Source organism: Nocardia alni, assembly GCF_019038435.1.
Taxonomy (GTDB): domain Bacteria; phylum Actinomycetota; class Actinomycetes; order Mycobacteriales; family Mycobacteriaceae; genus Nocardia; species Nocardia alni.
The window spans coordinates 1-5,258 of the sequence record NZ_JAGPOX010000261.1; the positions used below are offsets into that span (position 1 = coordinate 1).

Genomic DNA, 5,258 nt, shown 5'->3' on the forward strand with positions numbered 1-5,258 from the left:
CCCAGCGCCCCCAAACCACCCGCACAAGACACCCCGGACGCGGCCAACGAATCGACCGTGCACCTTCCACCCACGAATCCCCCAGAGCCGCAAGACTAGTCACCGACAGCGGCGGGCTAGCCTCCGACGCGGAGGATCGTCACCAACCAGGCCGCCACGCCGTTCTCTTGAAACGTCGTGTGAATACGGTCCCGCCCGATATCGGCGATGGCCCATCCGGTCGCCGGGGCGAAGGCCGCCTCCACCTTGTCCCTGCTCACCGGATGCGGCCCGAGCTCGGTGCCGTCATCGCTGAAGCACAGCACGTACAGGCTCGCGCCCGGCGCGGTGACCGAGGCCAGACTCGCCACGTATCGCGGCCGTTCATCCTGGTCACAGCTATGAAACAGCCCGCAGTCCAAGACCGTGTCGAATCGCCGCCCGAGCCGCCCGAGATCGAACGCGTCCCCCTCGACGAACTCCACGCCCAGCCCACGCTCGGCCGCCTTCTCCCGCCCCAGCGCCAGCGCGGTCGCCGCGACATCGACGCCCACCACGTCCACCCCCAGCGCCGCGATGAACAGCGCGTTCTCTCCCGACCCGCAGCCCGCGTCGAGCACCGTCCCGGTGAACCCACCGGCCTGGGCCACCCGCACCACCGCCGGCTGTGGACCCCCGATATCCCACGGCGCGGGCCCGTCCCGGTACGAGGCATCCCACGGTTGTCCCGACATTCGCTCATGGCTGGTCGGCGACCGCCCACCGAACGAACCGGTCGATGTACCCGATAGCTCCGACATCATCGCCTCCTCGACCCGCCGATCCTCTCGTTTCATCGTGACACGTCGGCCCGCCGCGCACGTCCGTCTCGGCTTCTCCAGAGGGTTCTCGGGCCCCAGCGACCATGGCGCCGACAATGTCCGGAACTTGCAGCTCGATGGCCGAAAATCGCTTGTTTCGGATGGAGGCCGCAGCCACGATGATCCGGTGACCGCTCAGTTGCCCGTACCTACCCGGGCCGACTCCGCCAATTCCGTCGCGACCGCCGCGGCCGTGGTGACGGCCGTGATCCTCTGGGCCTCGGCGTTCGTGGCGATCCGTGATATCGGGGCCGCGTTGGGGCCCGCGCCGCTGGCGTTGCTTCGCACCGCCGTCGCGGCCGTCGCGCTGACCGTGGTCGTGGTGGTGAACAGCCGGGGAAAACCGCGGATTCCCAGGTCACCGAGGGCGCTGGGGTTGATCGCGGGGTACGCGGTGGTGTGGTTGGCGGGATATACCGTGGCGCTCAACGCGTCCGAGCGGCATGTGGACGCGGGAACTGCGGCGTTGCTGGTGAACCTGGCCCCGCTGCTGGTGGCGTTCGGGGCGGGAGTGCTGCTGAAGGAGGGCATTTCGCGGATGCTGATGCTGGGAGCGCTGGTCTCGCTCGCCGGTGTCGGCACGATCGCCGTGGGCAACACCGCGCATCGCGACGTGCTCGGGGTGCTGTTGGCGCTGGTGGCGGCAGTGCTCTACGCGGCGGGCGTGCTCGTGCAGAAGGCGGCGTTGCGCTACGCGGACTCCCTGGTGACGATCTGGCTCGGCTCGATCGCCGCCACCATCGCCCTGCTCCCGTGGGCGCCGCAGCTGGTCCACCAGCTGGCCGCCGCCCCGCCGCACGCGGTGATCGAGGGTGTCTATCTCGGATTGTTCCCCACCGCGATCGGTTTCGCGGCGTGGTCGTATGCGTTGAGCCGCACCGAGGCCGCGCGCCTGACGGTCAGCACCTATGCGGTCCCGGCGGTGTCGGTGCTGATGTCGTGGCTGTTGCTGGGCGAGGCGCCCACGGCGCTGGCCCTGATCGGTGGCGCGGTGTGTCTGGTCGGCGTCGCGATTTCGCGCCGAGCCCGGCCTCCTGCTGCATTTTCAGGGCTCGATCGTCCGGTTTCCGCCGAATCCGATGGGAAATTGTAGCGGGAGGCCGGTTCTCTCATTCGCGAGCCAGAATCTCGGTCAGTATGTACCGCAGCAGCCGGGCGGGGGCCGGTGGCATGGTGAGGATGCGGGCGGCGATGGTGCCGTCCGGGCGGACCAGTACCGCGCCGTCCGGTGCGATGCCCACCTCGTCGGCCCAGGGACGATGAGCGTTGTCCGACAGGGGGATTGCGTGTGAGTCGAGTGGGATGTGCAACTCGGCGGCGGCATCGGCGGCCGCGGCGATCCAGCGGTGACTGCCGCCGATCAGCACGTAGTGCGAGCGCACCAGGTCCAGTGTGGACACGCCAGGGGCGAGCCGGTGCCGCGGCAACTGGATGCCGGGCGTATCGCCACCGGCGATGAACAGCTGGACTCGCTCTTCGACCACACCTCATGGATACCGCATGCGCGACCGAGTCCGCGCGCACGAGACATCGCCATGTTTCCGATCATCGCCGCACGGCCCTGGAATGCGGATGATATATCCAGTAAATAACCGATTTGTCGGCTCCCGACGCTGATTCGCGCCGCAGATGCGGCTATGCTACGACCCATGCCGGAGTTTCGGCTCAGCGAGGTGGCGCGCCTTCTGGGCGTGAGTGATGACACCGTCCGCCGATGGACCAAACAGGGCCAGCTCGCCGCTGTCACCGACAGCTCGGGGCGCCAGGCCGTGGACGGCGTCGAGCTGGCCAGGTTCGCTGTCGAACTGGCCGATCGCGACCGCGTCGGCGAGCGATCCGGTACCCAGTCCGCGCGTAACCAGTTCCCCGGGATCGTCACCAATGTCACCCGGGACACGGTGATGGCGCAGGTCGAGATCCAGTCCGGACCGCATCGCGTCGTCTCGCTGATCTCCCGGGAGTCCTGCGACGAACTCGGCCTCGAGATCGGCGTGCCGGTGGTGGCCGCGGTCAAATCCACCAACGTCGTCCTGCATCTCGACTAACCGACCGAAACGTCCGCCCCCAGATTTCCAGCTATCCATCACCTTCGGGAGGTTCGCCCATGCGCCGTCGAATGCTGTGGCCCGCGATCGCCGCGGCCGTCACCGTGCTAGTCGCGGGATGTTCGAGCTCGTCCACCTCGACGAGCACACCGTCGAGCACCGCTCACGGCTCCGGGAAGGTCCAGGTGCTCTACGCCGGATCCCTGGTCAACGTGATGGAGAAGACGGTCGGCCCCGCCTTCTCCTCCGCCAGCGGATACACCTATCAGGGACGCGGCGCCGGCGCGGTGCAGCTGGCCAACCAGATCAAGGCCAAGACGCTGCGCGGGGACGTGTTCATCAGCGCCTCGCCAGGACCCGATAAATCCCTCGAGGGCGCGGCGAACGGCGACTGGGCCTCCTGGTACTCCACGATCGGCACCAGCGCGCTGGTCCTGGCGTACAACCCGAACAGCAAGTTCGCCGCCGATCTGAAGTCGAAGCCGTGGTCGCAGGTGCTCACCGAGCCCGGTATCCGCATCGGCCGCACCGATCCGAAGCTCGATCCCAAGGGGCAGCTCACCGTCGCAGCACTGAACGAGCAGGCGAAGACCGCCAACGACCCGTCGCTGGCGACGAACGTCGAGAACGCCGCGCAGGTCTTCCCCGAGGAGGAACTCGTCGGTCGCCTGGAGTCCGGCCAGCTCGACGCGGGATTCTTCTACACCCTCGAGGCCACCGCGACGAAGCTGCCGACGGTCGGGCTGAACCTGCCCGACGCACACGCCACCTACACCGTCACCGTGCTGAACAACGGCCCGGACGCCGCGGGCGGTATCGCGTTCGTCAAGTATCTGCTCGGCTCGCAGGGCCGCGACCAGCTCACCGCCGCCGGTATGACGCTCACGCCGCAGCCGGCCCTCAGCGGGCCCAGCTCGGCGGTTCCCGCAGATCTGCGGGAACTCGTGGGCGGCTAGGTGCTTCGCACCCCCCTGCCCTGGCTCGGCGCGCTGCTGGCCGGATATCTGGCGATCCCGATCGCGGCCTTCGTGATCCGGTTCGCCCGCACACCCGGCGGACAGCTGGCCGCGCCGGGGCTGGGGGCGGCGCTGATCACCTCGCTGATCACCGCCACCATCGCGACGGTCGTCGTCGCGGTGCTCGGGATACCGCTGGCGTACGTATTGGCGCACGCCCGAGGGAAGTTCGCGGGCGCGATCGGTCTGGTGGTCCAGTTGCCGATCGCTCTGCCCCCGCTGATCAGCGGAATTCTGTTGCTGTACATCGTCGGTCCGTACACCTGGCTCGGTCAGCGGTTCAACGGCGAGCTGACCGACGACGCCACCGGCATCGTATTGGCCCAAATCTTCGTCGCCGCACCATTTCTCGTCGTCGCGGCTCGCAGCGCGTTCGCTGCCGCGGATCCGGCGCTGCCCGGGGTCGCGGCGACCCTGGGCTACGGCCCGCTGGCCCGTTTCCTACGGGTCGCGCTGCCCGCGGCAGCCGACGCGCTGCGGGCCGGGCTGCTGCTGGCCTGGCTGCGCGGGTTCGGCGAGTTCGGCGCGACGGTAATCCTTGCCTACCACCCGTATTCGCTGCCGGTGTTCACGTTCGTGCAGTTCGGCAGCGTCGGCCTGGCGGGCACCATGCTGCCGACCGCCGCGGTGCTGGTGAGCGCGCTGGTGATCACCGGGCTGGCCGCGTGGTCGCCGCGCCGGCTGTGGCGCTCGCGCACCGGGGCTCTCCCGCAAGCGCGTGCCCCGCAACCGGTTTCGAGTGCCGCGCTGGATTTCGAGGTGGCTGCCCACCAGGGGTCGTTCCGGTTGCGGGCGGCCCACCGGCAGCTGGGGCGGTCCCGTCATCTGGCCATCCTCGGCCCGTCCGGCGCGGGGAAGTCCCTGACCGTGCGCGTGATCGCCGGACTGCACCGACCGGATTCCGGTCACGTGCGGCTGGGCTCGCGAGACCTCACTGCGCTCCCGCCGGCCGCGCGCACCATCGGCTATCTGCCGCAGGACCCGTGCCTGCTGCCGCACCTGAGCGTGTGGCGGCAGGTGACCTTCGGCGTCGGCACCGATCCCGCTGTCGCCGCGCACTGGATCGGGCTGCTCGGGCTGAGCGAGCTGGTGGACCGCCTCCCCCACGAACTGTCCGGCGGGCAGCGCCGCCGCGTCGCCCTCGCCCGCGCCCTGGCCCGCGAGCCGCGGCTACTGCTGCTGGACGAGCCGTTCACCGGCCTGGATACACCGGTGCGCAACGAGTTACGCCGCGAACTGCGCGCGCTGCAACGCGCGACCGGCCTGACGACTGTCCTGGTCACGCACGATCCCGACGAGGCCGCCCTACTGGCCGACGAGATCCTGCTGATAACCGACGGAACCGTCCTGCAATCGGG

Annotated in this window: 6 protein-coding genes; 4 read left to right on the top strand and 2 right to left on the bottom strand. The window is 69.4% G+C overall.

Annotated features, from left to right (window positions below; genetic code table 11):
- Nucleotides 1–116: 116 nt before the first annotated feature.
- Complete coding sequence (locus tag JZ791_RS43355; protein WP_216903692.1) at nucleotides 117–713, bottom strand: class I SAM-dependent methyltransferase; 597 nt, start codon at nucleotides 711–713, stop codon at nucleotides 117–119.
- Nucleotides 714–966: 253 nt separating this feature from the next.
- Between JZ791_RS43355 and JZ791_RS43360 the strand changes: the two genes are divergently transcribed.
- Nucleotides 967–1,932 (top strand): DMT family transporter, encoded by a 966-nt coding sequence (locus JZ791_RS43360; protein ID WP_308163493.1) that lies wholly within the window; start codon nucleotides 967–969, stop codon nucleotides 1,930–1,932.
- A gap of 16 nt (nucleotides 1,933–1,948) precedes the next feature.
- Here the strand turns inward: JZ791_RS43360 and JZ791_RS43365 are convergent, their stop codons facing one another.
- The gene (locus JZ791_RS43365; RefSeq protein WP_216903685.1) at nucleotides 1,949–2,323 is read right to left on the bottom strand and encodes an aromatic-ring hydroxylase C-terminal domain-containing protein; all 375 of its coding nucleotides are present in this window, start codon (nucleotides 2,321–2,323) and stop codon (nucleotides 1,949–1,951) included.
- Between the two features lie 165 nt (nucleotides 2,324–2,488).
- On the opposite strand from JZ791_RS43365, the gene JZ791_RS43370 reads away from it, so the two are divergent.
- The 3 genes from JZ791_RS43370 to JZ791_RS43380 form a co-directional block, all read left to right on the top strand.
- Nucleotides 2,489–2,884: a TOBE domain-containing protein gene (locus JZ791_RS43370; protein WP_216903687.1), complete on the top strand. Its 396-nt coding sequence runs from the start codon at nucleotides 2,489–2,491 to the stop codon at nucleotides 2,882–2,884.
- 59 nt (nucleotides 2,885–2,943) lie between these two features.
- The gene (locus tag JZ791_RS43375) at nucleotides 2,944–3,840 is read left to right on the top strand and encodes an extracellular solute-binding protein (RefSeq protein ID WP_216903689.1); all 897 of its coding nucleotides are present in this window, start codon (nucleotides 2,944–2,946) and stop codon (nucleotides 3,838–3,840) included.
- Nucleotides 3,841–5,258 (top strand): ATP-binding cassette domain-containing protein (locus JZ791_RS43380; protein ID WP_216903691.1); only part of this gene is annotated, 1,418 nt, incomplete at its 3' end.